Annotated in this window: 28 protein-coding genes and 3 tRNA genes; 17 read left to right on the top strand and 14 right to left on the bottom strand. The window is 52.7% G+C overall.

What is annotated here, in order from left to right; all coding sequences use genetic code 11:
- Positions 1-145: 145 nt before the first annotated feature.
- The 4 genes from AC1MKH_RS13690 (at position 146) to AC1MKH_RS13675 (ending at position 2236) form a co-directional block, all read left to right on the top strand.
- Positions 146-685: a glycine zipper 2TM domain-containing protein gene (locus AC1MKH_RS13690; RefSeq protein ID WP_015964230.1), complete on the top strand. Its 540-nt coding sequence runs from the start codon at positions 146-148 to the stop codon at positions 683-685.
- Positions 686-974: 289 nt separating this feature from the next.
- Positions 975-1331 (top strand): hypothetical protein, encoded by a 357-nt coding sequence (locus AC1MKH_RS13685; protein WP_276220038.1) that lies wholly within the window; start codon positions 975-977, stop codon positions 1329-1331.
- Between the two features lie 122 nt (positions 1332-1453).
- On the top strand, positions 1454-1735 hold the full coding sequence (locus AC1MKH_RS13680) for a hypothetical protein (protein WP_276220039.1): 282 nt from the start codon (positions 1454-1456) through the stop codon (positions 1733-1735).
- A gap of 3 nt (positions 1736-1738) precedes the next feature.
- Complete coding sequence (locus AC1MKH_RS13675; RefSeq protein ID WP_276220040.1) at positions 1739-2236, top strand: hypothetical protein; 498 nt, start codon at positions 1739-1741, stop codon at positions 2234-2236.
- Between the two features lie 59 nt (positions 2237-2295).
- Here the strand turns inward: AC1MKH_RS13675 and AC1MKH_RS13670 are convergent, their stop codons facing one another.
- Entirely contained in the window at positions 2296-2931 is a 636-nt protein-coding gene (locus tag AC1MKH_RS13670) for a TetR/AcrR family transcriptional regulator (protein ID WP_253898410.1), read from the bottom strand.
- Between the two features lie 249 nt (positions 2932-3180).
- Here AC1MKH_RS13670 and bhsA point away from each other — a divergent pair, with 249 nt between their 5' ends.
- Entirely contained in the window at positions 3181-3438 is a 258-nt protein-coding gene (gene bhsA / locus AC1MKH_RS13665; protein WP_015964235.1) for a multiple stress resistance protein BhsA, read from the top strand.
- A gap of 101 nt (positions 3439-3539) precedes the next feature.
- Here the strand turns inward: bhsA and ldtC are convergent, their stop codons facing one another.
- Positions 3540-4505 carry a L,D-transpeptidase LdtC gene (ldtC, locus tag AC1MKH_RS13660; RefSeq protein WP_276220125.1) on the bottom strand — a complete coding sequence of 322 codons (966 nt, stop codon included), beginning with the start codon at positions 4503-4505 and terminating at the stop codon, positions 3540-3542.
- 139 nt (positions 4506-4644) lie between these two features.
- The gene (locus tag AC1MKH_RS13655) at positions 4645-6801 is read right to left on the bottom strand and encodes a TonB-dependent siderophore receptor (RefSeq protein ID WP_276220041.1); all 2157 of its coding nucleotides are present in this window, start codon (positions 6799-6801) and stop codon (positions 4645-4647) included.
- A gap of 407 nt (positions 6802-7208) precedes the next feature.
- Here AC1MKH_RS13655 and AC1MKH_RS13650 point away from each other — a divergent pair, with 407 nt between their 5' ends.
- The 6 genes from AC1MKH_RS13650 (at position 7209) to AC1MKH_RS13625 (ending at position 12502) form a co-directional block, all read left to right on the top strand.
- Positions 7209-8030: an ABC transporter ATP-binding protein gene (locus AC1MKH_RS13650; RefSeq protein ID WP_276220042.1), complete on the top strand. Its 822-nt coding sequence runs from the start codon at positions 7209-7211 to the stop codon at positions 8028-8030.
- A complete protein-coding gene (locus tag AC1MKH_RS13645) occupies positions 8030-9055 on the top strand; it encodes a FecCD family ABC transporter permease (RefSeq protein WP_442961925.1) in 1026 nt (341 codons plus the stop codon). The genes AC1MKH_RS13650 and AC1MKH_RS13645 overlap by 1 nt, the downstream gene beginning before the upstream one ends.
- Positions 9052-10104, top strand: coding sequence for a FecCD family ABC transporter permease (locus tag AC1MKH_RS13640; protein WP_276220044.1), 1053 nt, complete (start codon positions 9052-9054; stop codon positions 10102-10104). The genes AC1MKH_RS13645 and AC1MKH_RS13640 overlap by 4 nt, the downstream gene beginning before the upstream one ends.
- A gap of 10 nt (positions 10105-10114) precedes the next feature.
- Positions 10115-11059, top strand: coding sequence for an iron-siderophore ABC transporter substrate-binding protein (locus tag AC1MKH_RS13635; protein WP_276220045.1), 945 nt, complete (start codon positions 10115-10117; stop codon positions 11057-11059).
- Positions 11056-11952, top strand: coding sequence for a MurR/RpiR family transcriptional regulator (locus AC1MKH_RS13630; protein WP_276220046.1), 897 nt, complete (start codon positions 11056-11058; stop codon positions 11950-11952). Before AC1MKH_RS13635 ends, AC1MKH_RS13630 begins: the two co-directional genes overlap by 4 nt.
- 253 nt (positions 11953-12205) lie before the next feature.
- Positions 12206-12502, top strand: a complete 297-nt coding sequence (locus tag AC1MKH_RS13625; protein ID WP_276220047.1) for a fimbrial protein — start codon at positions 12206-12208, stop codon at positions 12500-12502.
- A gap of 128 nt (positions 12503-12630) precedes the next feature.
- Here AC1MKH_RS13625 and AC1MKH_RS13620 read toward each other — a convergent pair.
- The 3 genes from AC1MKH_RS13620 to AC1MKH_RS13610 form a co-directional block, all read right to left on the bottom strand.
- Positions 12631-12707: transfer RNA gene (locus AC1MKH_RS13620), tRNA-Val, on the bottom strand.
- Between the two features lie 4 nt (positions 12708-12711).
- Positions 12712-12788, bottom strand: a tRNA-Val gene (locus tag AC1MKH_RS13615).
- Positions 12789-12792: 4 nt separating this feature from the next.
- Positions 12793-12869: transfer RNA gene (locus AC1MKH_RS13610), tRNA-Val, on the bottom strand.
- Between the two features lie 239 nt (positions 12870-13108).
- Here AC1MKH_RS13610 and zinT point away from each other — a divergent pair.
- Complete coding sequence (zinT, locus tag AC1MKH_RS13605) at positions 13109-13759, top strand: metal-binding protein ZinT (protein ID WP_276220048.1); 651 nt, start codon at positions 13109-13111, stop codon at positions 13757-13759.
- A 33-nt stretch (positions 13760-13792) separates the two neighbouring features.
- Here zinT and mdtK read toward each other — a convergent pair whose 3' ends face one another.
- Entirely contained in the window at positions 13793-15166 is a 1374-nt protein-coding gene (mdtK, locus tag AC1MKH_RS13600; RefSeq protein ID WP_276220049.1) for an MdtK family multidrug efflux MATE transporter, read from the bottom strand.
- 237 nt (positions 15167-15403) lie between these two features.
- Between mdtK and AC1MKH_RS13595 the strand changes: the two genes are divergently transcribed.
- Positions 15404-16048, top strand: a complete 645-nt coding sequence (locus AC1MKH_RS13595; protein ID WP_276220050.1) for a riboflavin synthase subunit alpha — start codon at positions 15404-15406, stop codon at positions 16046-16048.
- A 34-nt stretch (positions 16049-16082) separates the two neighbouring features.
- Here the strand turns inward: AC1MKH_RS13595 and cfa are convergent, their stop codons facing one another.
- Together cfa and punC are read right to left on the bottom strand one after the other, a co-directional pair.
- Positions 16083-17231 (bottom strand): cyclopropane fatty acyl phospholipid synthase, encoded by a 1149-nt coding sequence (gene cfa, locus AC1MKH_RS13590; protein ID WP_276220051.1) that lies wholly within the window; start codon positions 17229-17231, stop codon positions 16083-16085.
- Between the two features lie 297 nt (positions 17232-17528).
- Positions 17529-18713 (bottom strand): purine nucleoside transporter PunC, encoded by a 1185-nt coding sequence (gene punC / locus AC1MKH_RS13585; protein WP_276220052.1) that lies wholly within the window; start codon positions 18711-18713, stop codon positions 17529-17531.
- Between the two features lie 108 nt (positions 18714-18821).
- Between punC and punR the strand changes: the two genes are divergently transcribed.
- Positions 18822-19754, top strand: a complete 933-nt coding sequence (punR, locus tag AC1MKH_RS13580) for a DNA-binding transcriptional activator PunR (RefSeq protein ID WP_276220053.1) — start codon at positions 18822-18824, stop codon at positions 19752-19754.
- On the opposite strand, the gene purR is transcribed toward punR, so the two are convergent.
- Positions 19751-20776 carry an HTH-type transcriptional repressor PurR gene (purR, locus tag AC1MKH_RS13575; RefSeq protein ID WP_276220054.1) on the bottom strand — a complete coding sequence of 342 codons (1026 nt, stop codon included), beginning with the start codon at positions 20774-20776 and terminating at the stop codon, positions 19751-19753. The two genes, punR and purR, sit on opposite strands and share 4 nt — an antisense overlap.
- Positions 20777-21070: 294 nt before the next feature.
- Here purR and cydH point away from each other — a divergent pair, with 294 nt between their 5' ends.
- Together cydH and AC1MKH_RS13565 are read left to right on the top strand one after the other, a co-directional pair.
- A complete protein-coding gene (gene cydH / locus AC1MKH_RS13570; RefSeq protein WP_015964251.1) occupies positions 21071-21160 on the top strand; it encodes a cytochrome bd-I oxidase subunit CydH in 90 nt (29 codons plus the stop codon).
- A gap of 161 nt (positions 21161-21321) precedes the next feature.
- Positions 21322-22488, top strand: coding sequence for an MFS transporter (locus tag AC1MKH_RS13565; protein ID WP_276220055.1), 1167 nt, complete (start codon positions 21322-21324; stop codon positions 22486-22488).
- 38 nt (positions 22489-22526) lie between these two features.
- Here the strand turns inward: AC1MKH_RS13565 and sodB are convergent, their stop codons facing one another.
- Together sodB and AC1MKH_RS13555 are read right to left on the bottom strand one after the other, a co-directional pair.
- Entirely contained in the window at positions 22527-23108 is a 582-nt protein-coding gene (gene sodB / locus AC1MKH_RS13560; protein WP_015964253.1) for a superoxide dismutase [Fe], read from the bottom strand.
- 122 nt (positions 23109-23230) lie between these two features.
- On the bottom strand, positions 23231-24088 hold the full coding sequence (locus tag AC1MKH_RS13555; protein ID WP_276220056.1) for a C40 family peptidase: 858 nt from the start codon (positions 24086-24088) through the stop codon (positions 23231-23233).
- A 339-nt stretch (positions 24089-24427) separates the two neighbouring features.
- On the opposite strand from AC1MKH_RS13555, the gene AC1MKH_RS13550 reads away from it, so the two are divergent.
- Positions 24428-24775 carry a Grx4 family monothiol glutaredoxin gene (locus tag AC1MKH_RS13550; protein ID WP_015964255.1) on the top strand — a complete coding sequence of 116 codons (348 nt, stop codon included), beginning with the start codon at positions 24428-24430 and terminating at the stop codon, positions 24773-24775.
- 75 nt (positions 24776-24850) lie between these two features.
- Here AC1MKH_RS13550 and rnt read toward each other — a convergent pair whose 3' ends face one another.
- Entirely contained in the window at positions 24851-25495 is a 645-nt protein-coding gene (gene rnt, locus AC1MKH_RS13545) for a ribonuclease T (RefSeq protein WP_276220057.1), read from the bottom strand.
- A gap of 104 nt (positions 25496-25599) precedes the next feature.
- A complete protein-coding gene (gene gloA / locus AC1MKH_RS13540) occupies positions 25600-26007 on the bottom strand; it encodes a lactoylglutathione lyase (RefSeq protein ID WP_015964257.1) in 408 nt (135 codons plus the stop codon).
- Positions 26008-26065: the final 58 nt, after the last annotated feature.

The raw sequence follows: 26065 nt of genomic DNA, 5'->3' as shown, positions 1-26065 counted from the left end.
GATGACTAACGGTAATTCCCGCTAAGACTCCTCTGAATCACGCTGGTTTGTGGTTTTATCTCGCACTTTTCATCCGCTTTCTCATTTGCTAACCCCCTCGTCAAGTTGCAGAATTGTTACTATCAGCAACAAAGGAGGATCTCCCGTGAATAAATCGATGTTGGCGGGTATAGGGATTGGCGTCGCAGCCGCGCTTGGCGTGGCGGCAGTCGCCAGCCTGAACGTGTTCGACCGTGGCCCGCAGTACGCGCAGGTGATTTCGGCTAAGCCTATTAAGGAAACCGTGAAAACCCCGCGCGAAGAGTGCCGCAATGTGGCCGTGACCCATCGCCGTCCGGTACAGGATGAAAACCGTATCACCGGTTCCGTGCTCGGCGCTGTCGCTGGCGGCGTGATTGGTCACCAGTTTGGCGGTGGGCGCGGGAAAGACGTTGCCACGGTGGTCGGGGCATTAGGCGGCGGCTACGCCGGAAATCAGATCCAGGGCTCGATGCAGGATAATGATACCTACACCAGCACTCAGAAACGCTGCAAAACCGTGTATGACAAATCCGAGAAAATGCTTGGGTATGACGTGACGTATAAAATTGGCGACCAGCAGGGGAAAATCCGTATGGATAAAGATCCGGGAACGCAAATTCCGCTGGATAATAATGGCCAATTGGTCCTGACTAACAAAACGTAAAAATAGCGTTAATGTTGTTTTAGCCCCTCATTCGCTCAGGCTGAGGGGCTTTTTTTTGTGCACAGGATGGGTAAGGGCATCTTTATGGATTCCGAAATATGCGTGGGACGTGGAAGAATCACACCGGAGATGATGGCCTTTTTGTAGAATACAGACACGCAGAATGCCGCGTGGTGGCGTCAGGGGGGGCGGTAGCAGAAGCCCCCTGTGTTAAGTAACTGGCGTGCAGACACGACTGTTCAGTAAGGTTATTTCGTATCCAGCAACTGAGGCTAGCGAAGGTAATATAATGGATCAAAATAATACCCACAGAATATGTAGAATGTTTTGGGGTTTAATTGGGTGTCTCTTGTTTATGCAAGTCAGTGTGTGGCTACAAGATGCAGAACTTCAAGTGTGGTCAGAAGTGAGTGGCTGGGTTGCGGCTTATATTTTTTTATATTTCTTCGCGTTCTCAATTATTGATTCCGGCGTCGATAATGTGGCATCCTTCCATCAAAGCTATAATCAACAGAATGTAAGCAAGTCATTTCTTGGCGGTTTTATTAACAACAAAGGGGTTGTTTCTAAAGGATACAAATTGATGTTTAATGTGGGGTTTTTATTTATTTTATTTTTCAGGATTAAAGATGAATTCTTTAAATAATAAATAAACAGCCCTCAGAAGAGAATGCGTTAATGAATTCATCATGCTGAATGTGATACCATGGCAAGATCATCAGAAGTATGTTTTTTTGCACAATTAAAACAGAATTGATAGGGGGGGTAATGAGTGGTCTTGAGCAATATTATTCTGGTGATAATGACTGGGCAGCATTGTCAAAATTATATGAAAAGTATCAGGGCTTAGAGGATGTGGTAAAATTATCAAATGAGTTCAATGGCGATTTGGCATTATCCAGTGTTATTTATGGCAAGGTTGGGAAATATTATTATCTTAAATGGATAGAGAGGAAGATACCAGCACTTAATGATTTATCACCATTGGACTGTAATGATGACTTAATTTTAAACATCAGACTTAAAGAAATGCTGATGAGGATGCCATAACAAATGAATACATTATTTTTCATCTTAACACTCTCTGCGTTCTCCCCTAATGCGGCGTTATGTCCCTCGCAAATCTTTGATAAAGCCGACATCGCGATGGACACGCTAACATCCTGGCGAGCCGTAGACGATTTCTATACACGTTATCGCAATTGTGATGATGGTTACATCCTCGAAGGAACGTCAGACCGAATTGCGAGACTGCTGGTTGATGAATGGTACAGACTTGAGGAGTTATCGCCTCTAATTAAAGCCAGACCACCTTTAGCGGATTATATCCTTAGTCATATTAGCACTTATACGGATAAGGAAGACCTTGAAAAACTTCAATTTCTCTCTTCCAGTCAGTGTAAAATAGCTAATCAAAAATTTTGTGAACGACTTAATTTTGCGACTGTTTTGGCGTTAAAGGAGCAATTTAATGAAGAAAAAGAACCACCAGATAAAGACAAACGGATTGGACCTGATAATTATCAGCCAATGTCACTTGATGCTGTGTAACGGGGAGTTCTTCACATACCATCGCTCCCCGTCTCAACCGTTATCCTATTGCCAGAAAATCACTCACCCAACATATGCGGCCACAGACCCAGCGTCGTGCGGGTAATCTGCATCAACGTGTCAAAGCTCGCGCCTTCGCGCGCGCTAATCGACATACCCTGCAATACACAGCTTAAGAACAGCGCCAGCTCATTTACATCTTTCCCGGCCGGAATTTCACCTTTCTCCTGACGATGCTGTAAAAACTCGCGCAGGGTTTGTTCCTGAACGGCGTGGCGGGATTTAATGGTTTTGGCTATCTCTTTTGACGACGCCGCCAGCGCGGCGGACGTGTTAATCATAAAGCAGCCCGCCGGAGTGTCTTTACTGGTGTAGCAGGTCGCGACAGCGGTGAAGTAATCTTTCAGCGCCTCATCCACACACTTGTCATCACAACAGAGCTTCGCTTCATGTTTTGCGGCGAAGTGAGCGATGTAGTGATCGAGAACGGCGCGGAAGAGCCCCTCTTTATTCACGAATTCTGCATACAGGGTAGGTGCTTTTGCGCCCGTGGCCTCTACGAGATCGGAGAGTGACGTGGCTTCGTAGCCATGCTGCCAGAAAAGCGTCATTGCTTTATCCAGCGCTGCTTCCCGGTCAAATACTTTTGGTCGACCACGGCCCTTTTTAGCGCAACTTTGCGTCTCAGTTGTCATAGTGCCGTTGTACCTCTTTCGGTTTTAGTGAACGCTCATTATAAAAATAATCGCTTCAGGCTGCCAGCGGTGAATTCCCAAAAATAAATAATTCATATGGGTATGAAAAATAGGCTGATTTTAATTATTTAAATGATCGTTATAAAAATCATGTTGACGAGTGATCCAGATCTCATTATCATTACCTTATCGATCGTTAAGTTAATAAAGTTTGCTCTACATCATAGTTCATCTGCATAGGTCATAATCATGAAAAACGTAAAAACTCTGGCTCTCGCCGCTGTTCTGAGTTCTCTGTCATTCGCAAGTTTCGCTGCGGTTGAAGTTCAATCTACCCCGGCGGATCAGCATAAAGTCGGTACCATCGCGGCATCAGCAGGCCCGAACCTGGCTTCCCTGGAAGATCAGCTGTCTCAGAAAGCAGACGAAATGGGCGCTAAATCGTTCCGTATCACTTCCGTAAGTGGTCCGAACAACCTGCACGGTACGGCTGTTATTTATAAATAAGCATTAACTCCCTCATTAATGCCGTTTTAAATAAGCCACTGCCATAAAAAAAGCCCTGAGTGATCGCATCACTCAGGGCTTTTGCCTGTCTGGAATCAGCGTTACATCGACTGCTCTTGCGCAACGTGATGGCGGGTGACGTCAACCGGCATGCCGGAGCGCAGCTCCATCGCATAGTTCATCACATCCGTATTCGTCTGTGCCTTCTCTTTAAACGCACTCATCGTCTCATTCAGCACAATAGGCTGCGTTTTCGGGTCATCATCGATATGTTTCGACAGTGGCTGGTGAACTTCAACCAGATGTACGCCCCCCGGTTCAACCGAGGCTTTAATCGGCGTGTTGATGATATTCACTTTGGTGCCCGGCGTCACTTTCTCAAACAAGCTGCGGATATCACCGTCACGCAGGCGAATACAGCCGGAGCTAACGCGCATGCCGATACCGAAGTCGGCGTTCGTTCCGTGCAGCAGATAAACGCCGCCCTGAGCTGCTAAGCGAATGGCGTGATGGCCCATCGGGTTATCCGGACCGGCGGGCATCACCGCAGGCAAAATAATGCCCTGTGCTTTATAGCGCGCGCGAATGTTTGCCGTGGGTGTCCAGGTCGGGTTGGCACGTTTGTCCGATACAGTGGTCACCATGGTTGGCGTTACCGTATCCCCGCCTAACTGGCCAATGCCGATAGGATAGACGGTTACCTTGTTGCTTCCTGGTGCGTAGTAATAGAGGCGCAATTCCGCCAGATTGATGACGATACCTTCACGCGGCACGTCCGGTAAAAGCGTTTGCAGTGGAATGGTCAGCACGCTGCCTGCACGCGGAACGTACGGGTCTACGCCAGGGTTTGCCTGCAATAACGCCAGGAAACCGACGTTATACTTTTTAGCGATTGCCTCCAGCGAGCCGCCGTCATTTTCAACCACGTGATAGCGGTTTTCGCCGACGAGACGGCTACCGTTGGTTGGCAGCGGCCAGGTATTGGCGGAAACGGGCAGGCTCCACGCAACGGTTGCGGCAAGCGCGATGCCCATTGCCCAGCGCGTAAAACGTCTTTGTTTACTCATCATGTTCATCCAGTTAACAAGTCGCTAAAACATAAACGGATATTATGATTGCTGGAAGTGTCGGGAAGTGAAGGGCGATTGCAAGTATGTGTAAATATTTCGTATGAGGCAGCCCTTGCCGCAAGGGCTGCCAGACGGTTCAGAACGCCATTTTGACCGTGAACTGCACTTCTCGCGGATCGCCAATCTGGTTGCCCAGATTGTTCGTGGCGATGGAAGAGGTGTAGTACGTTTTATCAAACAGATTTTTAACATTAACCTGCAAGGTGACCGGATATTTCAGCTTCATTTTGTACGCCGCGAAAACATCGGCTACCGCATAGCCCGGCAGGTAATAATCCGCGCCGTTGGTGCCGCTGCGGCGGCTCACCGCATGGCCGCCACCGCCGACGGTCAGCGTATTGCTGTCGATAACGTTGTTGAAGTCATAGGTCAGGAACAGCGAACCGGTGTGGCGCGGCACGTTTGGCAGTGGTTTACCTGCATAGTCCGGGTCTTCCAGCACTTTCGCATCCGTGTAGCCATAGCTGGCAATCACGTTGAGGTTTTCCGTTAGTGAACCTGCAACATCCACTTCGACACCGCGCGAGCGCACCTTGCCTGCGGTTTTAGCAACAGTTTCGTCACCCACGTCTTCGGTATAGAGCACGTTTTTCTTATGAATATCAAACAGCGCGATGTTGGCGGTCACGCCATCGAACAGATCGAATTTCGCACCCAGTTCATAGGCAGTTGACTCTTCCGGCGGCAGGTTACCGATATAGCTGGCGATGGATGACTGCGGCATAAAGGCCTGCGACACGTTGCCGAACAGTGATACCGAGGGCGATAGCTTATACACCAGGCCAAATTTCGGCGTCAGTTTTTCATCGTGGCTGTCGGTATTAACGTTAAACGGACGACCTTTCCCGGCATATTGCGTGTAGTACTGGTAACGCGCGCCCGCCACGGCAATCCATTTATCAGTCAGATATAACGCGTCCTGAACGTAGGTCGCGTAGCTCTCCTGTTTGATGCGCTGATCGCTGTCGGATTCAGAAACGGTGGTACATTTTCCTACCGTCCCATATACCGGGTTGTAGATATTGAATCCTTTTACATTCTTACAGCGAATCATGTCCGTACGCAGCAGATCGTAATTTTCATACGCTACGCCGGTCAAAAGCTCGTTATAGAAACCACCAATCACAATATTGCCCTGAAGATCTGCCCGCGTGCTGTGCATCCGCTGGGTTGATCCCTGCGTGGCATCGACGCGGCGCGTCAGATCGCCGGTGGCGGAGTCATAGGCCGTCACGCGCGCCTGGTTGTCGTCATATTTATCCTGGCTGAAACTGTAATCAAAACGCGCCGTCCATTCGGGGTTGAGGCGATACTCGGCATTCAGTTGCGCCAGATCCGACTCACCGTTGGTTTCATTGTAAGGCTCATCGAAACGCTCCTTGCGCGAAACCTTCACCGCGTGCCCGGTATCGAGGTCAAAAATGGTGCCGCGATCGAACGGCGTGCGATAGTTGCGGTGCGAGTACGACACGTTAACCGTCGCATCGTCGCCAAACCAGGTCAGGGAAGGGGCGATAAAGCTGCTCTGTTCCTTGCCAAAATTACGCCAGTAATCTTCGTGCTGATATTCGCCAATTAACCGATAAGCCAGCCGCGTGCCTTCAATCGGACCGGTCACATCAAGCTGCCCGGTACCGCCGCCAAAGCTGCTGGAGGTGGCAGACATCTCGCCTGCAAATTGTTGTTCCGGGCGTTTGGTCACGACGTTAATCAACCCGCCAGGGTCGAGAATTCCGTACAGCGTAGAGGAGGGGCCTTTCAGCACTTCCACGCGTGACGTGGCGGCGTTGAAGCTGCGGGGCAACACGGTACGCAGGCCGTTGGTCATTATCGAACCGTCGCGGTTGGCGCCGAAGCCTCGACGGGTAAACGCATCCTGCGTCCCGCCGAGAGTATTGGTTTGCACCACGTTGGCGACGTTATATAACGCTTCATCAAGCGTAGTGGCATGCTGATCGGTGAGTACCTGATCGCTGACCGTATTCACGACCTGCGGAATATCCAGCATCGGCATCGATGTGAGTGTGGCGGTAGAGGTGCTCAGTGGTTGATAGCCGTCGGTCACGTTTTTATCGGCCTGCGCGACGCTTGCGTCGACCGTCATCGTCTCTTCCGTCGGCTTCTGTTCGGCAGTGGCCGCGCTGACGGAAGGGGCGGTTGTCACGCCAAGGAAGATCAGTGAAAAAAGCGCGTAGCCATTTTTTCCCGTGAACGTCGGGGTTAAGTGTGTCATCTGTCTGTTTTCCCATAAAAAAGCTGCCGTATCTGGCAGCTCAAAATCACGAAAAGTCATTGCCCGGTATTGCATGGCATACCTGTTTGCGATCGTGAGATGCGCTCAGGTTTGTAATTGAGAATCATTCAATCATGCGGGAATGTAGTAGTAAATGATTATGGTAATAAAAAAAGAGGGGCGTGATTCGCACCGAAATTGGCGGCGGTAATTGGAGTGAAAAGAAAATATATACCTGATAAATAATGTATTACTGACTTTCTGACCGGCATTGTGTACACGATGTAGCCGTAAAGCGAGCTGAAGATGTAGCGCTATTGACTACTACATTACGACGCTGCATGATCAAAAGAGAATGAGATTTATTCCAATTTGAAGCCAGGCCGCAGTGGCCGGAGAGTTAAACCATGCCACAACGGCAATCACCGCACGCCGAACAAGGCATTGTGCTGAAATCGTTATGCGCGGGCTATGGCAGCCAGCGTATCGTCAATGACATCAACCTTACGCTTCCTGCCGGGAAACTCACTGTTCTGATCGGCGCTAACGGGTCGGGAAAATCGACGCTGTTATCGACCATCGCGCGGACGTTAAAACCGCAGGGTGGAAGCGTACACCTGAACGGGCGCGACATTCATCAACAGCCCACTAAACAGGTCGCCCGACAGATGGGTATTTTGCCGCAGTCGCCGATCACGCCGGAAGGATTAACCGTTTTTGAACTGGTCTCAAGGGGACGTTTTCCCTGGCAGGGGCTGATTCGCCAATGGTCTGATGATGATGAACGCGCGGTGACAGACGCGCTGGCCCTGACGGGCACCGCTGCTCTGGCGCACTTACCCGTTGAGAGTCTCTCTGGCGGGCAGCGTCAACGCTGCTGGATAGCGATGGCGCTGGCGCAGCAGACACCGACCATTCTGCTTGATGAACCGACGGCGTGGCTCGATCTGCGTTATCAGGTGGAGATCCTGCAACTTCTGCAACGCTTAACCCGCGATCATGGCCGCACCGTGGTCACCGTTCTGCACGACCTCAATTTCGCGGTCAACTACGCCGATACGCTGGTGCTGATGAAACAGGGCCGAATCGTTGAGGTGCTGGACGACCTTACGCGCTGTACGCCGGAGCTGATCCGCCATGTGTTTGATGTGGACGTCGAGATGATGATAAACCCGCAGAATGGCAAACCGTGGTTTATGCCGTTTCGCGCAGTGGCGGACCACGCATGATGGCGGCTTCGTCGATCGCCCGACACCCTTCTTTGCGTCGTGCAACGCTGGCGGTTGTGCCTCTAACGCTGGTGCTCGTGGCGAGTGCGGTAATCCATCTTGGCTTAGGGGCACGGACCATTTCCCCACGCACGGTGGTAGAGGCGCTGCTGAATTACGATCCGCGCAATTTTGACCATCGCATTATTGTCAGCCTGCGATTGACGCGTCTTATCGCCGCGCTGCTTACCGGCGCGGCGCTGGGCGTCGCCGGGATGCTTCTGCAAACGATTATCCGCAATCCGCTGGGCGAGCCGCATATTCTTGGGCTGAATGCCGGTGCTACGCTGGCGGTGGTGATCTGCTCGGCGTTGGGTGTTTCTTCGGCGCACTGGGGCGTAATGCAACCGCTGGTGGCGGCCTGCGGCGCGGGTGGATTATTCGCGCTGGTGATGTTCACCGCCAGCGCCGGGCGCAGTGGCCCGACGGCGATGAAAATCACCCTTTGCGGTGTGGCGCTGTCCGCATTTGCATCAGCGGTAAGCGCGGCGATTCTGATCCTCGATGAACAAACGTTACAGGCCATGCGCACCTGGCTTGCGGGCGATCTGGCGGGCGTGAGCCAGGGCGTGCTTCGCATTGCCGTGATCCCCATGGCAACAGGCCTGCTCATGGCTATGCTGCTGGCTTCGCGTATCTCTCAACTGGCGCTCGGCGATAACGTTGCCCGCGGGCTGGGCGTGAATGTGACGCGCACACGTGCGTTGTCGGTTGTCGCTATTGCGCTGCTGTGCGGCGGCGCGGTGACGGTCGCCGGACCCATTGGCTTTATCGGCCTGGTGGTGCCGCATATTGTGCATTATCTGGCCGGACACAACCTGCGCAGCGGCTTACTGCTGGCAATGCCGGTGGGCGCCGCGCTGTTGCTGATTGCCGATATCTTTGCCCGCTGGCTGCTGGCGCCGCAGGAACTGGCGACGGGCGTAATGACCGCGTTGGTTGGCGCACCGCTGTTTATCCTGATTGCCGTGAGGTTTTTCAAATGAATCACGTCATTGCACGCGCGGGCTTTCGTCGATTATCACTGGGCGTATTCCAGAGGCTGATTCGCCCGCGAGCGTTAAAAATTGCGGCGACACTGGCGGCAATCATCGTGATGTTAATTCTCTTTGGCGTCACGCGCGGGTCGTTACCTATTCCCGCCAGCGCTATTGGCAAGGCGCTTTTTATGCCCGACGTGCTCGACGCGCAGCAGATGACCATCGTGCGGGATATCCGTCTACCGCGCCTGCTGATGGCGGTTCTGTGCGGAGGCATGCTCGGTATGGCGGGGGCGGCGATGCAATCTATTACCCGCAATGGTCTTGCCGACCCCGGTTTAATTGGCGTCAAAGAGGGGACCAGCGTGGTGGTGCTCACGCTGATTTTACTGTTTCCGTCCGTGGGGCTGGTCTGGCGTCCACTCGCCGGGATGGCAGGCGGGCTGCTGATTGCGCTGTTGGTGATGGTGCTGGCAAGGGATCTCTCACGACCGCGTTTTATTCTGGTCGGCATTGGTGTCTCCTGGGCGCTGTCGGCGGCGATGGGCATTTTTATCACCACGGCAGATATTCGCGATGTGCAAACGGCGATGACCTGGCTTGCCGGAAGTTTGCACGCCGCGACCTGGCCGCTGCTGCTGGTGGCGCTGGTCTGGGCGCTGCCTGCGATGATCATTCTTTATCTCACCGCCCGGGCGGCAGATGTGGCGCTGCTGGGCAATCAGGTTGCTAACGGGCTAGGCGTGAATATTACGCGCTTAACCTGGCTGCGGTTTTTGGCACCCGTCCTGCTGACCTCGGCGAGCGTTTCCTGCGTCGGCAGCCTGGGATTTGTGGGGCTTATGGCCCCGCATATGGCGCGATTCTGGTTGCGCGGCGGGCAGGTGGCGTTGCTGAGTGGCAGCGCGCTGATCGGTGCTCTGTTGGTACTGGTGACCGACACGGTTGGACGGCTGGCTTTTGCTCCCTTACAAATTCCGGCAGGCATTGTGATTTCTCTGTTTGGCTGTCCCTTCTTCATTTTGCTGTTATGGCGTCGTCGCGACGTTTTATAAGGACTGAATCATGCGTTGGTTATTACTCATGCTGGCAGGCGTGGTGGCATCGGCAGGTGCGCAAACTCAACCGTTTACCGACGATCTCGGGCGTGTCGTGCAGGTACCCGTGCATCCGCAGCGAATCGTCTCTCTTCACGATCTGGATATCACGATCCCGTTGATCGAGCTGGGTGCGCCGCCGATTGCCAGCCACGGTCGAACGCGCCCGGATGGCAGCCACTATTTGCGCTCCAGTGCGCAGCTCACCGGCATCGACTTTGATAACAGCGACATCGCATTTATTGGCACGGCTGATATCGATTTAGAAGCGATTGCCGCGGCAAAGCCCGATCTGATTATTACTGAACCGAACCGGAATGTGCCGGTGGAGCAACTGGCGAAAATCGCGCCGACGGTCAGTATCGATCATCTGCTCGGCAGTGCGCCGCGTATCTACAGCAAACTGGCGCAGCTCACCGGCACTCAGGCGCGCCTTGCTGTACTGGAACATCGCTATCAGGCGCAAATCGCGCAGCTTAAACAGACGATAGATACGCAGAAAATCACGGTTTCGGTGATTCAGGCCAATAATGGCAAAGTCACCGTGCATCATAGCTATCACACGCTGGGACGCGTGTTACGCGATGCCGGGTTCCGCTTTCCGCCGCTGATTGATGCGATTCCTGACGGGCAGCGTATCGACGTCAGCGCGGAACAACTACCCGATCTTGATGCGGACTTTATCTTTGCAACATACCGTTCAGACACGGGCGGCAAACCGCAGGATGAGCGACAGGCAATGGAAAAAGTGATGCCGGGCTGGTGTGATTTTATGCGGGCCTGCCGTACCGGGCGCTACATTCTGCTGCCGCGTGAAGAGGTGATTTCCAACTCCTTTGCCGCGCTGAGTCTGATGGTGGCCCAGGTACAATCGCATATCGCCGGGCGGCCAGTGCCAGGAGACGCAAAATGACACGGATGCCGCAACGCAAGGATAAACGCCGGGTCGATCTGTTTGGCGAACGATTGCGCCACCGTAGCGCGCAGCTTTCCCCGCGCCTGTTGGCTGTCGTGCAGTGGATTGATGACAATCGAGAAGCGGTGCTCGACCACACGGCGATGGAAATCGCCCACGCCACGAACACATCAGATGCGACCGTGGTGCGCGCGATCCAGGCTCTGGGGTTTGCCGGGCTGCGTGATTTAAAACAAACGATGGCACACTGGTTTGGCCCCACCATTACCTCGTCGGAGAAAATGGTCTCGACGGTCAGCGAATTAACCAGCGACGTACATTCCAGCATCGACTTTGTGCTGGAAGGGCACCAGCGCGCCTGTGAAATGCTGGCAAGCCCACACAACCGTGTCGCTATCGCCCAGGCCGTCGCGCTGCTGAGTGAGGCGCGTCAGGTCGGATTATTTGGTATTGGCGCATCCGGGATCCTTTCGGAATACACCGCGCGCTTATTCAGCCGCATTGGTTTACCGTCTTATGTGCTTAACCGTACCGGCTTCAGCCTGGCGGAACAGCTTATCTCTATGCAGCGCGGTGATGTGCTGATCATGATGGGACAGAAGTCGCCGCACCGGGAAGGACTAACCGCGCTTGGCGAGGCGAAGCGTTTGGGAATTCCGGTTATTTTGTTGACCCAGGCGACGGAATCACGATTCAGCGAACTGTCTCAGGTGGTGATCGAGGTTCCGCGCGGTGAAAATGGACGCGTGCCGCTGCATGGCGCGGTGATGGTTTGCCTTGAAATGCTGGTGCTGAGCGTGGCATCAACCACATCGCAGCGCACTATTCGTTCAATGAAGAGAATCAATGAGTTACATCGATCGATTGGAAAATCATCAGGTCGCAAATAATTTGAGTATGAGCTCTACGACGTAGACTTGCGCGACATCTCATTTTTGATTATCGATAGAAGATATCGCGGGTAATACTATTTTCAGCCGTAAAAAATCACGCTACATTAATTCTGAGCTTGAGAAAATTCTTAAATCATTCTCGGCTTATTTGGATGTGATGTGGGATGGTTGAAATAAACGCTTATCAATGATTGATGGGCTTCGTCCACCGCGTCACAGGACTTTCTCACAGGACGTGAGGTATACACGGATGAAACGTACTCTTCAGTATGGCCTGATGGCCGCTCTCTTTGCATGCCCGGTATTGGCGAACGCTAATTCAGGGGTAATTCACTTCCGCGGCTCGATTGTTGAAGAAGCCTGCCGCGTCAATCCTGAGCGTGATGTGGTTCACGTCTCCTGTTTCCGTGATGGAAAGCAGCAGCGCGAAACGCAATCTTTACGTCAGGGTGCACAATTTACGATGATGCAGCATCTCGCGACGGCACAAGTGTATAACGTTGCGGACAACCCTGATTTACAGGTATTACAGATTACTTATCGCTGAATATTATTGAAGGCATCGTGGGTAATGGGCAAATTGTTGTTCATTACTCATGGTGCTTTTTATTTATTCAAAACAGATGAGGAGCAGAAGATAAAGAGTAAGAAAAAAGAGGGGAGATAAAACGAGAATGGTGCGTTCGATTGGACTCGAACCAACGACCCCCACCATGTCAAGGTGGTGCTCTAACCAACTGAGCTACGAACGCATAATGGTGCGTTTAATTGGACTCGAACCAACGACCCCCACCATGTCAAGGTGGTGCTCTAACCAACTGAGCTATAAACGCAAAATGGTGCGTTCGATTGGACTCGAACCAACGACCCCCACCATGTCAAGGTGGTGCTCTAACCAACTGAGCTACGAACGCATTGTTGTCGTGACAACGGGGACGAATATTAGCGGCACCCGCCGGATGTGGCAAGGGGAAAATGTGCAATTTCATGTGACTGGAGAAGTTTTATGCACATCTGGCGTATTTTTCTGCCGTTAGGGATGAATCGTTGACCCGTGCGGCTTACAGGCGAGAGGTGAGATGACGAGTTGCCGGGTTCGTGTTGAAGTTTGAAATGTTATAATATAACATTCATTTTTTTAACGAATGAGGGAATGGCGTTGAAACATCTGGGGAAAATAACACTGACAGTAGCATTGATGACGGCCAGCGCAGCCTATGCGCATGGCGACCATAGCCATGGCGTACCGCTAACGGCAGCCGAGCAACAAGCGGCGAACGGTATTTTCGAAGACAGTGCGGTAAAAGATCGTGCGCTTTCTGACTGGGATGGCGTATGGCAATCCGTTAACGGCCTGCTGCTGAAAGGCGACCTTGATCCTGTTTTTAAGCAAAAAGCTGCAAAAGAATCGGGTAAAACCGCCGAAGAGATCAAGGCTTATTACCGCCAGGGGTATGCGACCGACGTCGAGACGATTGGTATTGAAAATGGCGTGATGGAGTTTCATGTCGGCGATAAGGTGAACACCTGCCACTACCGTTATGCCGGGCATAAAATATTGACCTATGCGTCAGGAAAAAAAGGCGTACGTTATCTTTTTGAGTGTCAGGATGCAGGCTCAGCCGCGCCAAAATTCGTGCAGTTTAGCGATCACACCATCGCGCCGCGTAAATCCGCCCATTTCCACATTTTTATGGGCAACACATCACAGGAAGCGCTGTTGAAAGAGATGGATAACTGGCCGACCTACTATCCGTGGCAAATGACCACGGAGCAGGTCGTTGATGAAATGCTGCATCATTAATGAAAAAGCCGCACGGATGCGGCCTTTAAAGGATTAGCGCGAAGCTCGCTGCAATATCAGGCTTGAGGGCTGACGCTGTAAAAAGCGCATTCTCAGCATCATCATAATCGCCGCAGAGGTCAGGCCGATAATAAAACCGAGCCAGAAACCGGCAGGCCCCATTCTCTCAACCACCAGATCGGTGAGTGCCAGCACGTAACCGCTCGGCAGGCCCAACACCCAATAGGCGATAAAGGTGATAAAGAAGATGGAGCGCGTATCTTTATAACCACGCAAAATACCGCTGCCGATCACCTGAATGGAGTCAGAAATCTGGTACAGCGCCGCCAGCAACATCAACTGTGCTGCGAGCGTCACCACTTCAGGGTTATCGTTATACAGCAGGGCGATGTGCTCTCGCAGCGACACGGTAAAAATGGCCGTCAGTACCGCCATACAAACGCCAACGCCCAGCCCGGTCCATGCCGATGTTTGCGCATCCAGCGTTGAGCCCTGGCCCAAACGGAATCCCACGCGAATAGTGACCGCTGCCGCCAGCGACATCGGCAGAACGAACATCAACGAGCTAAAGTTCAGCGCAATCTGGTGTCCTGCGACATCGACAATACCCAACGGCGACACCAACAATGCCACCACGGCAAACAGCGTGACTTCGAAAAACAGCGCCAGCGCAATCGGCAACCCGAGTGAAGAGAGGCGTTTAAGAACGGTGACATCGGGTTTAACAAAACCCTCATTATTACGGATATCGCGCATTGAACCGGCATGCTTGATGTAATAAAGCATGCTGATAAACATCACCCAATAGACTGCCGCCGTGGCGACGCCGCAGCCCACGCCGCCCAGTTCCGGCATGCCGAAATGACCGTAGATAAAGATATAGTTCACCGGAATGTTAACCAGTAAACCAATAAACCCCATCACCATGCCCGGTTTGGTTTTCGCCAGCCCTTCGCACTGGTTACGCGCGACCTGGAAGCACAGATAGCCCGGCGCACCCCACAGCAGTGCGCGTAAATAGCCGACGGCTTTATCCGCCAGCGCCGGGTCGATATTATGCATCGAGCGGATGATATAGCCCGCGTTCCAGAGAACAACCATTATTAACACGGACACCAGGCCCGCCAGCCAGAACCCCTGGCTAACCTGCGCCGCGATACGCTCGCGTCGGCCCGAGCCATTGAGCTGAGCAATGACTGGCGTCAGCGCCAGCAGCAGACCGTGACCAAATAAAATGGCCGGTAACCAGATGGAGGTCCCGATAGCCACGGCGGCCATATCGGTCGCGCTGTAACCGCCCGCCATCACGGTATCCACAAACCCCATTGCCGTTTGGGCAACCTGCGCAAGAATAACGGGGATAGCCAGAGCCAATAACTGACGCGCTTCGCTAAAATACTTCTGCACGTTAACACCTATATTTTTTGTTATTTGAGAGACAGAAAAGCCGCCTGAACAGGCAGCAAGAAGATAATAAAGAGGATTGCCAGCTATTGTAGCGGGGATTTGCCATTAAGCCAGTCTAAAAATCGACGTCTTTACGCCGAGGCTGGCAACCTGTTTGGGCAACTGTTATTGTTCGTATCAGAAAATACGGTGTGGCCGTAAGCCCCGCCGGAGTAATTATCGACAGGAGTTAAGTGCATGTTTACTGGTATTGTGCAGGGCACGGCAAAAATCGTGTCCATCGATGAAAAACCGAATTTCCGCACGCACGTTGTAGAGCTGCCGGACTACATGCTGGATGGCCTGGAAACGGGCGCATCGGTAGCGCACAACGGCTGCTGTCTGACCGTGACCGAAATTAACGGTAATCAGATTAGCTTTGATCTGATGAAAGAGACACTGCGGATCACCAATCTGGGTGATGTGAACGTCGGCGATGTGGTTAACGTTGAACGTGCGGCAAAATTCAGCGACGAAATTGGCGGGCATTTGATGTCGGGCCATATTATGACCACCGCGGAAGTGGCGAAAATTGTCGCCTCCGAAAACAACAAACAGATCTGGTTTAAAATCCAGGACCCGTCACTGATGAAGTACATCCTGTATAAAGGCTTTATCGGTATTGATGGAATCAGCCTGACGGTCGGTGAAGTGACGCCAACGCGCTTCTGCGTGCATCTGATTCCGGAAACTCTGCAACGCACCACCCTTGGCGCGAAGCGTCTGGGCGATAAAATCAATATCGAGATTGACCCGCAGACGCAGGCCGTTGTTGATACGGTGGAACGCGTACTGGCAGCGAAAGAAGCCGCAGCCATCGCAGCCGCGCAGCCTGAAGCCTAAAAAAAATCCCCCGGTGGATGCCGGGGGAGATTGACTAGCGTGCGACGCGTAAACCGTGCTCCACGCCCCGCGAGAAAACCACCTGCCAGAGATGAATGTCACGCGCACGAAACGCCCCCGCGCAGGCATTCAGATAATACGAAAACATTCTTTTGAAACGTTCCGAATAGTTGTCAGCGATTTCCGGCCAGCTTTCCAGAAAACGGTCATGCCAGGCCATCAGCGTGGTGTCGTAATCCGCACCAAAGTTGTGCCAGTCTTCCATCACAAAATGCGGCTCACTGGCGTTAGCGATATGGCGCACGGAGGGGAGGCAGCCGTTCGGGAAGATGTATTTGTTAATCCACGGATCGACGTTCAGGTCCGTACGTTTTGAACCGATGGTGTGCAACAGGAATAAACCGTCTGGTTTCAGGTTTCTGTCCACCACAGAGAAATAGGTGGCGTAGTTTTTTGGCCCGACGTGTTCAAACATGCCGACGGAAACGATGCGGTCAAACTTATCGTGCAGATCACGGTAGTCCTGAAGCAGAATGGTGACGTCCAGTCCTTCACAGCGCTGTTGCGCCATTTTTTGTTGCTCAGCGGAAATGGTTACGCCGACCACGCTCACGCCATAGTGCTCGGCCATGAACTGAGCCAGCCCGCCCCAGCCGCAGCCAATATCCAGCACGCGCATACCGGGCTCAAGTTTCAGTTTCTGGCAGATCAGATTGAGCTTCGCCTGCTGGGCCTCTTCCAGAGTCTGGGCATCTTTCCAGTAGCCACAGGAGTACTGCATAAAGGGATCCAGCATGCGGCTGAAGAGATCGTTGCCAAGATCGTAATGCTCTTTACCCACCATCCAGGCGCGTTTTTTACTTTGCAGATTAAACAGACGGGCCGCCGCGATGCGCAGCGTATCTTTCAGGTGGCGGGGCAGTTGATTTTCCAGTCCAGCACGCAGGACTTTCTGGAAGAAAATATCCAGACGCTCGCATTCCCACCAACCGTCCATATAGCTTTCGCCTAGCCCCAGAGAACCTTCCTGCAATACGCGCTTAAAAAACTGGGGATTTTTGACCTGCAAGTCTGCGGGGGCGTTACCGTTAATTTCAATGCCTGCCCGGCTTAACAGTTCGTTGGTGATGCGGTACCAGTCATCATTCGGTACGCTAACTTCTTCTATACACGATGAGCTCATAGCTTCTCCATCCCGACCCGGTGATCAGAACCTTAAAACAGCGTAGACGCTTTTTAGAGTTTGTGAGAAATCTCACGGAACTTCCGTGAGCCTGCTATCCGACGTAGCACAGAGGAAGGGAGATTACCCTTGCCGAAAAGACCATCCCTGGGGAACCGGGAGGCGTCCTGCTCCCGTTAACAAGTAATAACTATCGTAATTATGTGACACCGATTCAGTATAGGACGCAAAATCTACTGATTCAATCAAAAATCTTAGCAAACTAACTACGAGTTAATAACATTGATATTCATGATGTTAGGCACGAGACGTTTCTTCAGCTGAATTTTCCTCTGCGCCAGCCTGCATCTTATAGCCAATCCCGGCGAGAACGACGGTGGCGACCATTACGCTGGTGGTGGCCAGCAGCGGGGCGGCAATCAATGAAGAAACCACCAGGCTTGCGAGGAAGCAAAGACCTAATTGCAGCGTATTCTGTAATGCTGCCGCGCGGCCTGTTGCCTGAGGGAATGGACGCAGCGCGCGCGCCACGACGATCGGGTAAATCGCGCCGTTAGCCATTGCCATCACGCAGAATGGAATCAGCAGCGCGATGAGCGACACATGTGCGGTGAGGCCGACGCCCCAGGTGGCAAGTACGCTTACCGCAAACACCATTAGCAACCACGGTAACAGTTTCCCGCCATCCCATTTTTGCAACGCGGCTCGGCAGCCATAACCGCCGACCAGGAACGCGATAGTCTGTGGGACGTAGCTCAGGCCAATCACCGTTGGGCTGTAGCCCATGGCATTGAGAATAAATGGCGAACCGGTCAGCCAGGCAAAGAAGCTGGCGGAGCAGGCGGCGTAGATAAGTACGTTGCCGCGATAGTCCTGACTGCGCAGGAGTTTCATAAAGGTCAGTTTGTTTTCACTGACCGCGTTCTTTTTATGTGCGGGTTTCAGGCGCAGGGCCGGAATCATCAACATAACGGTGATGATAAACAGGGTGGCAAAGATGGCCTGCCATTCAAAATGATGCAGGATCCAGCTTCCCAGTAACGGTGCCAGCGCCGGAGAAAGCCCGACCAGCGGCATGATGGTGGCAAAAATACGGTTAGTCCGCTGTGCCGGAAAATAATCCGTCACCATAGCCTGCCAGGTCACTGCCGCAGCGCAGACTCCAACGGCTTGTACAAAACGCAGAATCAGCAGGGTGGTGGCATCACGAACCCACAGCATACCCAGACAGCCAAAGGCGAAGATGGTCAGACCAATCAGCAGAACAGGCTTGCGGCCATAACGATCTGAAAGCGGCCCCCAAAGCAGCTGCGCGAGAGCAAACCCGGCAAGGAACAGACTCAGGCTGGCGCTGACAGCCGCTGCCGGCGTTTGGAGATCGTTTTGAATCACGGCGAAGGCCGGAAGATACATATCGGTGGCCAAAAAGCCTAATACGCTCAGGCCGGCGAGCCAGACTAAAAATCCTTTCCCAGGTTGCATAAAAACGCCTTTTCTTGTTTTGGAAGAGGCTGAGAGTGTAGAGAGTGAAATTTGCCTTGTGAAACGCTAATATTTGCGTGTTGGTTTCAAAAAATTTGTGAGCAGAAAATGTGGTCTGAATATTCACTGGAAGTCGTGGATGCCGTTGCGCGGAATGGCAGCTTTAGTGGCGCGGCAAATGAGCTGCACCGTGTACCTTCTGCAATCAGTTATACGGTACGTCAACTGGAGGAGTGGCTGGCGGTTCCGCTGTTTGAACGTCGCCACCGGGATGTAGAATTAACCCCCGCCGGGGCATGGTTTTTGAAAGAGGGGCGTTCTGTTATCAAAAAAATGCAGATCACCCGTCAGCAGTGTCAGCAAATTGCTAATGGCTGGAGAGGGCAGTTGGCCATCGCGGTGGACAATATCGTAAAACCAGAGCGCACCCGACAGATGATTGTCGATTTTTATCGCCACTTCAGTGACGTAGAGCTGTTGGTGTATCAGGAGGTATTTAACGGGGTGTGGGATGCACTGGCGGATGGGCGCGTTGAGTTAGCGATTGGCGCGACGCGCGCGATTCCCGTGGGGGGGCGCTATGCGTTTCGCGATATGGGCATGCTGAGCTGGCAGTGTGTGGTAGCCCGTACGCATCCGCTGGCGCAGATGGCGGGGCCGCTCAGTGATGACGTGTTGCGCAACTGGCCGTCGCTGGTGCGCGAAGATACGTCACGTTCGTTACCTAAACGTACTACCTGGTTACTGGACAACCAGAAGCGGGTCGTGGTGCCTGACTGGGAATCGTCAGAAACCTGCTTATCCGCAGGATTATGCGTTGGCATGGTACCAGAGCATTTTGCGCGACCGAAGATAGATAAAGGTGAATGGGTTGCTCTGGAACTGGAAAACCCGTTTCCCGATGCGGCCTGTTGTCTGACCTGGCAGCAAAACGACAGTTCACCGGCGCTAAGCTGGTTACTCGAGTATTTAGGGGACAGTGAAACGCTGAACAACGAATGGTTGCGAACGCCCGATTCGAGCGTCCGCAAAGAGGCTTAACGGCGGTAATCGCGGAACGGGCCGTCGGCCACGGAACGGCGTTCAATCAGGCGCGGGTGCACTTCAATGGACTGCGACTCTTCGCGTTTACTGACAATTCGGTCCATCAGCATATTGAAGGCGGTTTCCCCGAGGGAATCCTTCGGCTGGTGGATGGTGGTCAGCGCCGGGGTAAAGAAACGCGAGTTGCGCACGTTGTCGTAACCAATCAGCGAGATATCCTGCGGCACGCGCAGCCCCATTTCGTCTGCGGCGCACAACGCGCCCATCGCCATGACATCGCCACCACAGAAGATAGCGGTAGGGCGCGGATTCTGGGACAGTATTTGCTGCATCGCGCGATAGCCGGATTCCGGTTCGAAATCGCCCTGCACAATCCAGTTTTCCGGCACCTTGATCATCATCTCTTCCATGGCTTTCATAAAGCCAGCCAGACGACCTGCGCCGGTATTGCGCTCCAGCGGGCCTGGGATCACGCCAATTTCGCGATGCCCACGTTCCACCAGATAACGACCAGCCATATAGCCGCCTTCGAAGGCGTTATCGATAACTGAGTCGGTAAAGTCAGCTTTCGCTTCGCCCCAGTCCATAACCACCATCGGAATATGACGGTACTCTTCCAGCATCTGCAGCAGCGAATCCGGATATTCGGAACACATCACCAGCAGGCCGTCCACGCGCTTCTGCGCCATCATGGAGAGATACGCGCGCTGTTTTTCAAGGTTGTTCCACGCATTCCCGAGGATCAGGGTATAGCCTTTCTGGAAGCAGTTCTTCTCAACGGCTTCAATAATTTCTGCAAAGTAGGCAGCTTCACTGCTGGTCGCCAACAAACCAATGGACTTGGTGTGATTGACCTTCAGGCTACGGGCCACGGCGCTGGGAGAGTAGTGCAATTCTTTGATTGCCGCCCACACCGCTTCACGCGTCTCTTCGGCGACAAAACGCGTCTTGTTAATCACATGTGATACAGTTGTAGTGGAAACGTTTGCGCGCTTCGCTACATCTTTAATAGTTGCCATTCCATCTCACTCCAGACCCGGGCCTGCCCCTGATCGATTCAATACGAAAACGTTTGCCTTCACTCACCCTGGCGCAATGTTATAAATTGCGGTTCGCCGGGAAAACGACACAGGACGACAGGAGGGGGTCAATGGCCGATACACTTTTTAATAAGCGTCGAATTTTGTCTTATCTTTGCCAAAAGTGGAAGCGCAAAATCGGTTATTGCGTGAAATCCGGGAAGATTTTTGCGAATAAGTGTGCAAAAATGACATAGCTCACTTTTGGTGTGGGGATAATAAGGAGAAAAATTGATGAGTACCGAACTGAAGATGTCAATTACCACCACGGTTATTACGCTGGCGCTGATCGTGGCTGCCGCGCTGACCGCCGTCCTGCATTAACCCATCCTAAAGGGAGAGGCTGCTCTCCCTCTCTGAGATTGTTATCAATTCAGCAAAAATATTTTGCTAATTTGTTCACTTCTGTTTTTTTGTGATTGATGTCATGCTTTTGCTATCTGTTGTCACGCCGCCCTGCGTTTGCGGCAAACCGGAGTCAAAGCATGAAAGTGAATTATCCCTTACTGGCGTTAGCCGTAGGCGCATTCGGGATAGGTACCACCGAATTTTCGCCGATGGGGCTATTACCCGTTATTGCCAAAGGGGTTGATGTCTCGATTCCTGCCGCAGGTATGTTGATCAGCGCCTACGCCGTAGGTGTCATGGTTGGCGCGCCGCTGATGACGCTGCTACTCTCACATCGCGCACGCCGCAACGCCTTAATTTTCCTGATGGCGATTTTTACCCTGGGTAACGTCCTTTCTGCTATCGCCCCGGATTACACCACGCTGATGCTGTCACGCATTATAACCAGCCTCAACCACGGCGCGTTCTTTGGTCTGGGGTCGGTGGTTGCCGCAAGCGTGGTGCCAAAACATAAACAAGCCAGCGCGGTAGCGACCATGTTTATGGGGTTGACCATCGCCAATATCGGTGGCGTTCCGGCGGCCACGTGGCTTGGGGAGACCATCGGCTGGCGCATGTCGTTCCTGGCGACGGCAGGGCTGGGCGTAATTGCAATAATCGGCCTGTGGTTGTCGCTGCCGAAGGGCGGGGCGGGTGAGAAACCAGACGTGAAACGTGAACTGTCGGTGCTGGTACGCCCACAGGTATTGTCTGCGTTGCTCACGACCGTACTGGGCGCTGGGGCGATGTTCACGCTCTATACCTACATTTCTCCGGTTCTGCACACCATCACGAATGCGACGCCTGCCTTTATCACATTAATGCTGGTACTGATTGGCGTGGGCTTCTCAATCGGTAACTATCTTGGCGGTAAATTTGCTGACCGTTCAGTGAGCGGTACGCTGAAAGGTTTTCTGCTGCTGTTGATGCTGATTATGCTGGCGATCCCGTTCCTGGCGCGTACGGAAATCGGCGCGGCGTTCAGTATGGTGGTGTGGGGCGCGGCGACCTTTGCGGTGGTGCCACCATTGCAGATGCGCGTAATGCGTGTTGCGCACGAAGCGCCGGGGCTCTCTTCTTCGGTAAACATTGGCGCGTTTAATCTCGGCAATGCGCTGGGTGCCGTAGCTGGTGGCGCGGTGATCTCCGGTGGACTGGGTTACAGCTTTGTGCCGGTAATGGGGGCGATTGTGGCAGGGTTTGCGCTGCTGCTGGTCTTCTTCAGCAGCCGTTCACAGGGTGAAGAGGCCGTGGTCAGCCAGTAACAAAAACGCAGAAGGGGATACCCTTCTGCGTCATTTCTTTATGCCGCCAGATTCTCAGCAACAAACTTCCAGTTTACCAGCGCCCAGAAGTGCTCCAGATAGCTCACGCGCGCATTGCGGTAATCAATATAGTAAGCGTGCTCCCACACATCTACCGTCAGCAGCGGTTTGGCATCCGTGGTCAACGGCGTACCCGCGTTAGAGGTAGAGACAATCGCCAGGCTGCCGTCGGCTTTTTTCACAAGCCAGGTCCAGCCAGAACCGAAGTTCTTCGCGGCTGCATCGCTGAACTGCGCTTTAAACTCAGCAAAGCTACCGAAAGCACGGTTGATGGCTTCTGCCACTTCACCGGTCGGTTCGCCACCGGCGTTCGGTGCCAGGCAGTGCCAGTAGAAGGTGTGGTTCCAGACCTGCGCTGCGTTGTTAAACACGCCGCCTTCAGAGGTGCGAATGATCTCTTCCAGCGATTTGCCTTCAAACGCCGTCCCTTTCACCATATTGTTCAGGTTGGTGACGTAAGTCTGGTGGTGTTTCCCATAATGATATTCGAGCGTCTCGGCAGAAATGTGCGGTGCCAGAGCGTCTTTGGCATACGGTAATGCAGGTAATTCGAACGACATTGCTACTCTCCTTTTTATAGTTAATATCCCCAGTAACCCTGTACTGAGTGTGGATAGAGTAGCAAATTAAAAGGTGTGATAAAAGAGAAGGTTACCCTGCCAGCAACGTGGCAGGGCAGGGGTTAGCGGATGGTTTTCGGCGTCATCACGCGGCGTGCGCCGACGTAGTGGCGATCCCAGTAGTCTTCACTGAGCGAGGTAATTTGAATATCGCGCCCGGTACGCGGAGACTGAATAAACTTCCCGCCGCCGATATAGACGCCAACGTGATCGGCGGTGCCACGGCCACGCGTGCGGAAGAACACTAAATCGCCGCTCTCCAGCTCACCACGGTCAATCGCACGGGCATCGCGCAGGTGGTACATTTCATTAGCGGTACGTGGGATCCGGAATTTCACCAGATCTTTATACGCGTAATACACCAGACCGCTGCAATCAAAACCGGTGCGCGGAGAGGTGCCGCCCCAGCGATAAGGTTTGCCAATCTGGTCCATCAATTTATTCATCGCGGTTTTTTGTGCTTTCTGCACGCGCGCCTTATGCGCTTCGGCGATAGTTAACGGTTTGCTCTCCACCGTGCTGGTGGTACAGGATTTCTTATGGCCTTTCCGGACCACGCATTTGGTGGTGACGTTTGCCGCTGCGGTTTTCATCGCGCTGCTTTTGCTGCGGCGCGTAGTGGCCGTCTTCGTGGTACTGGCAGTGCGCGCGGTGCGGGATGATTTGCTGGCGGTAGAGGCAATTTTTTTACTTGCCGTCGCCTTAGTGGTGGTTTTTTTACTGGTTGAGGCGGTGGACTTCTTCTTGCTGCTGCTTTTGCTGACGGTATTTTTCTTCTTCCGTTCGCTTCCTTTGGCGGAAAGCGATTTTTGCGCCGCCGTGGCTTTCGTGTGACCGGAAGCGTGCGAGAGCGGCGAGAATGCTAATGATGAAAACAGCAAAGCACAGAGCGTGATCGACATTTTTTTTATTCGCGCCACTGAGCAATCCTCTGAGTATGGAGGCATAAAATTCATGCCTGGGTATGATTTACAAAACTCATCAATTCTAATCCATATAAACCAATAAAGTTAATAGCGATTTTGTATCTAAAATAGTGTTTCGTTAGCAAGTGCAAAAAAAAACAGCAATCGAAATACAATCAGCCAAAAAATGCACAGTTTTTTTGGCTGCGGGCTGCTAAAGTGACATTTCGAAGGCATCTTCTGCGCTCAGACGGTAAAATAGTAAAGAGTGAATAAAATGTTATTTTCCGTCTGAGGTCTGAAACGCTACAATGTCAGACTACATGTGGTATTCGAAGTTAAGGAAGTAAGACAATGAGCACAACTGTTGAAACAATCCAACGTCAGATCGCCGAGAACCCCATCCTGCTGTACATGAAGGGTTCCCCGAAACTGCCAAGCTGCGGTTTTTCCGCACAAGCTGTCCAGGCGCTCTCTGCCTGTGGCGAACGTTTTGCTTACGTAGATATTCTGCAAAACCCGGAAATCCGCGCTGAGCTGCCGAAATACGCGAACTGGCCGACCTTCCCGCAGCTGTGGGTTGATGGCGAGCTGGTTGGCGGCTGCGACATCATCATCGAGATGTACCAGCGCGGTGAATTGCAGCAGTTGATCAAAGAAACTGCGGCGAAATATAAAGAAGAAGAGCCGAAAGCGGAGTAATTCGCTGGCGGTTACGGCGTTAACCGCCTCCCGGCAAAAAAAAGCGACCTGAAACGGTCGCTTTTTTTATGTGATTTATTCAGCGGCTATTGGCAGCGGCCAGCCGCCCAGACGTTTCCAGCGGTTGACGATTTCGCAGAACAGCTGCGCGGTTTGTTCCGTATCGTACAGTGCGGAGTGCGCCTGCTCACCGTCAAAGGCCATACCTGCCGCAATACAGGCTTTCGACAGAACGGTTTGCCCCAGCGCCAACCCGCTCAGCGCAGCGGTATCGAAAGTCACGAAAGGGTGGAACGGATTGCGTTTCAGATTCGCGCGCTCGGCGGCGGCCATCATGAAGCTGTGATCGAAGGTGGCGTTATGCGCGACCATAATGGCGCGGTTGCAGCCCGCGTCTTTCAGGCCTTTGCGCACCATTTTGAAAATAGCATGCAGCGCGTCATGTTCGCTCACGGCGCCACGTTCAGGGTCAGTCGGATCAATACCGTTGAACGCCAGCGCTTCCGGTTGCAGATTCGCACCCTCAAACGGCTCGACATGGAAATGTGCAGTGGTGTCCGGCATCAACCAGCCATCTTCATCCATTTTCAACGTGATCGCTGCAATTTCGAGCAGAGCATCAGTTTTGGCGTTGAATCCGGCGGTTTCCACATCAATCACCACGGGATAAAAACCACGAAAACGGTCGCACAGACCATTCAGTTGCACATTGTCGGACATTAGAATCTCTTAACCTGAAAAAAGTAGCGCGCATTATGGCAAATTTTGCCAGGGGATGCAGTAAAAGCGGATAAAAGAACGGGCGCCGTAGCGCCCGTGGGGAATCAGTTGCCGAGGCCTTTGCCGGCATCTTTTTCTTCAATCAGTTCGATTTTATAACCGTCCGGATCTTCAACGAAGGCGATAACCGTGGTGCCGCCTTTTACCGGGCCGGCTTCACGGGTAACGTTGCCGCCGTTGTTACGAATACGCTCACAGGCTTCTGCGGCGTTGTCAACGCTCAGGGCGATGTGACCATAAGCGTTACCGAGATCGTATTTATCAACGCCCCAGTTATAGGTCAACTCAATTACCGCTTCGTCTTTTTCGTCTCCGTAGCCGACGAAGGCGAGGGAGTATTTGTATTCGGTGTTTTCACTGGTACGCAGCAGTTTCATACCCAGTACTTTGGTGTAAAACTCGATGGAACGTTGCAGGTCGCCAACACGAAGCATGGTGTGCAATAAGCGCATAATTTCCTCTCACTGGATAATCGTTATTTAAAACAAAACATTATTTTAGTATAGCGGC

The organism is Pseudocitrobacter sp. CD920760 (assembly GCF_057782505.1).
This window is presented reverse-complemented; position numbering and strand designations above follow the sequence as displayed.

Bases quoted from the DNA above. Each gene is read 5' to 3' on its own strand.
- AC1MKH_RS13685 (WP_276220038.1), top strand. From the start codon at position 975: ATGGATCAAAATAATACCCACAGAATATGTAGAATGTTTTGGGGTTTA.
- AC1MKH_RS13680 (WP_276220039.1), top strand. From the start codon at position 1,454: ATGAGTGGTCTTGAGCAATATTATTCTGGTGATAATGACTGGGCAGCA.
- AC1MKH_RS13675 (WP_276220040.1), top strand. From the start codon at position 1,739: ATGAATACATTATTTTTCATCTTAACACTCTCTGCGTTCTCCCCTAAT.
- AC1MKH_RS13670 (WP_253898410.1), bottom strand. From the start codon at position 2,931: ATGACAACTGAGACGCAAAGTTGCGCTAAAAAGGGCCGTGGTCGACCA.
- bhsA (WP_015964235.1), top strand. From the start codon at position 3,181: ATGAAAAACGTAAAAACTCTGGCTCTCGCCGCTGTTCTGAGTTCTCTG.
- ldtC (WP_276220125.1), bottom strand. From the start codon at position 4,505: ATGAGTAAACAAAGACGTTTTACGCGCTGGGCAATGGGCATCGCGCTT.
- AC1MKH_RS13655 (WP_276220041.1), bottom strand. From the start codon at position 6,801: ATGACACACTTAACCCCGACGTTCACGGGAAAAAATGGCTACGCGCTT.
- AC1MKH_RS13650 (WP_276220042.1), top strand. From the start codon at position 7,209: ATGCCACAACGGCAATCACCGCACGCCGAACAAGGCATTGTGCTGAAA.
- AC1MKH_RS13645 (WP_442961925.1), top strand. From the start codon at position 8,030: ATGGCGGCTTCGTCGATCGCCCGACACCCTTCTTTGCGTCGTGCAACG.
- AC1MKH_RS13640 (WP_276220044.1), top strand. From the start codon at position 9,052: ATGAATCACGTCATTGCACGCGCGGGCTTTCGTCGATTATCACTGGGC.
- AC1MKH_RS13635 (WP_276220045.1), top strand. From the start codon at position 10,115: ATGCGTTGGTTATTACTCATGCTGGCAGGCGTGGTGGCATCGGCAGGT.
- AC1MKH_RS13630 (WP_276220046.1), top strand. From the start codon at position 11,056: ATGACACGGATGCCGCAACGCAAGGATAAACGCCGGGTCGATCTGTTT.
- AC1MKH_RS13625 (WP_276220047.1), top strand. From the start codon at position 12,206: ATGAAACGTACTCTTCAGTATGGCCTGATGGCCGCTCTCTTTGCATGC.
- zinT (WP_276220048.1), top strand. From the start codon at position 13,109: ATGGCGTTGAAACATCTGGGGAAAATAACACTGACAGTAGCATTGATG.
- AC1MKH_RS13595 (WP_276220050.1), top strand. From the start codon at position 15,404: ATGTTTACTGGTATTGTGCAGGGCACGGCAAAAATCGTGTCCATCGAT.
- cfa (WP_276220051.1), bottom strand. From the start codon at position 17,231: ATGAGCTCATCGTGTATAGAAGAAGTTAGCGTACCGAATGATGACTGG.
- punC (WP_276220052.1), bottom strand. From the start codon at position 18,713: ATGCAACCTGGGAAAGGATTTTTAGTCTGGCTCGCCGGCCTGAGCGTA.
- punR (WP_276220053.1), top strand. From the start codon at position 18,822: ATGTGGTCTGAATATTCACTGGAAGTCGTGGATGCCGTTGCGCGGAAT.
- purR (WP_276220054.1), bottom strand. From the start codon at position 20,776: ATGGCAACTATTAAAGATGTAGCGAAGCGCGCAAACGTTTCCACTACA.
- cydH (WP_015964251.1), top strand. From the start codon at position 21,071: ATGAGTACCGAACTGAAGATGTCAATTACCACCACGGTTATTACGCTG.
- AC1MKH_RS13565 (WP_276220055.1), top strand. From the start codon at position 21,322: ATGAAAGTGAATTATCCCTTACTGGCGTTAGCCGTAGGCGCATTCGGG.
- sodB (WP_015964253.1), bottom strand. From the start codon at position 23,108: ATGTCGTTCGAATTACCTGCATTACCGTATGCCAAAGACGCTCTGGCA.
- AC1MKH_RS13550 (WP_015964255.1), top strand. From the start codon at position 24,428: ATGAGCACAACTGTTGAAACAATCCAACGTCAGATCGCCGAGAACCCC.
- rnt (WP_276220057.1), bottom strand. From the start codon at position 25,495: ATGTCCGACAATGTGCAACTGAATGGTCTGTGCGACCGTTTTCGTGGT.
- gloA (WP_015964257.1), bottom strand. From the start codon at position 26,007: ATGCGCTTATTGCACACCATGCTTCGTGTTGGCGACCTGCAACGTTCC.